This is a genomic window from Bradyrhizobium acaciae (genome assembly GCF_020889785.1).
GTDB classification, from domain to species: domain Bacteria; phylum Pseudomonadota; class Alphaproteobacteria; order Rhizobiales; family Xanthobacteraceae; genus Bradyrhizobium; species Bradyrhizobium acaciae.
On the sequence record NZ_JACMYK010000321.1, the window covers coordinates 1 to 913 of the forward strand.

The 913-nt window shown below is 58.9% G+C and carries 1 pseudogene; it reads right to left on the bottom strand.

Features of this window, described 5'->3' with window-relative positions:
• Positions 1-913: pseudogene (locus H8A92_RS40545) on the bottom strand (IS701 family transposase); the annotation flags it as partial.

A 913-nucleotide genomic window follows, 5' to 3' on the forward strand; every position in this document is an offset into this window, starting at 1 on the left:
GGATTTGCTTTCGGCAATATGGGCACTGCTGAGACGGCGGCCGAAGGATGAGATCGACGATGGCGTGACGTACGGCTGGCATGGTTGGCTGAGGCGGAGGCCCGTTGATTCTTTTTTTCCGCCCCGCGTATGCGAGGCGACGATGTTGCAGGAAGGCGTAGGCAATCATTGTCATCAAGGCGTGGCGATGAAGACCTTGCCATGATCGCCCTTCGAAGTGATCAAGTCCAAGTTCCTCCTTCAACTGCTGATGCGCCTGCTCACAAATCCACCGTGCCTTGATGGTGGCGGCCAGCGTGCGCAGATCCGTCGCCGCCGGAAGGTTGGCCAGATAGTATTTCTTCTCCCCGGACGCACGTTGCTCGCCAATGAGCCAGGCTTCGTCGCCTGGGAGATGCTGCTGACCTTTATCCCATATCCGCTGCGGAGGGCCGTCGGCGGTCCGGACACGGAGAGCAGCAAATTGGGCTTTCAGCCGACCTTTCGTCCCGCTACGCCAACTCACGGTTTTCCATTTGGCGCTGGCGAGCATTTGTTCTGCGGCAATCGATAAGATATCGGGCACGTGGTGCTTTCGTGGTTTTCCGCGGACTTTGGTAATCGGCCAAATGAGCTTCACATCGACCGGATACACTTTCTGGTGCCGAGGGATGCCGACAGCCCAGGTCAGCCCGCGCTCTGTTAGCCCTTGTCGAAACGGTGCGCTGAGGCCGTATCCTGCATCCGCCAGCACACATCCAAAGCGCACGTTGGCTGCCATCGCGCGGTCAATCTCGGCTAGAGCAATCTCGGGCTTGGACCGTGCCGTTCGATGTTCGACTGGCACGCGAGCGCGCTTCAAACGAGATATGTCGCTTGTCCAACTGTCAGGCAGAAAGAGACGTAACGCGACCATCACGGGCACTTCGCCGCG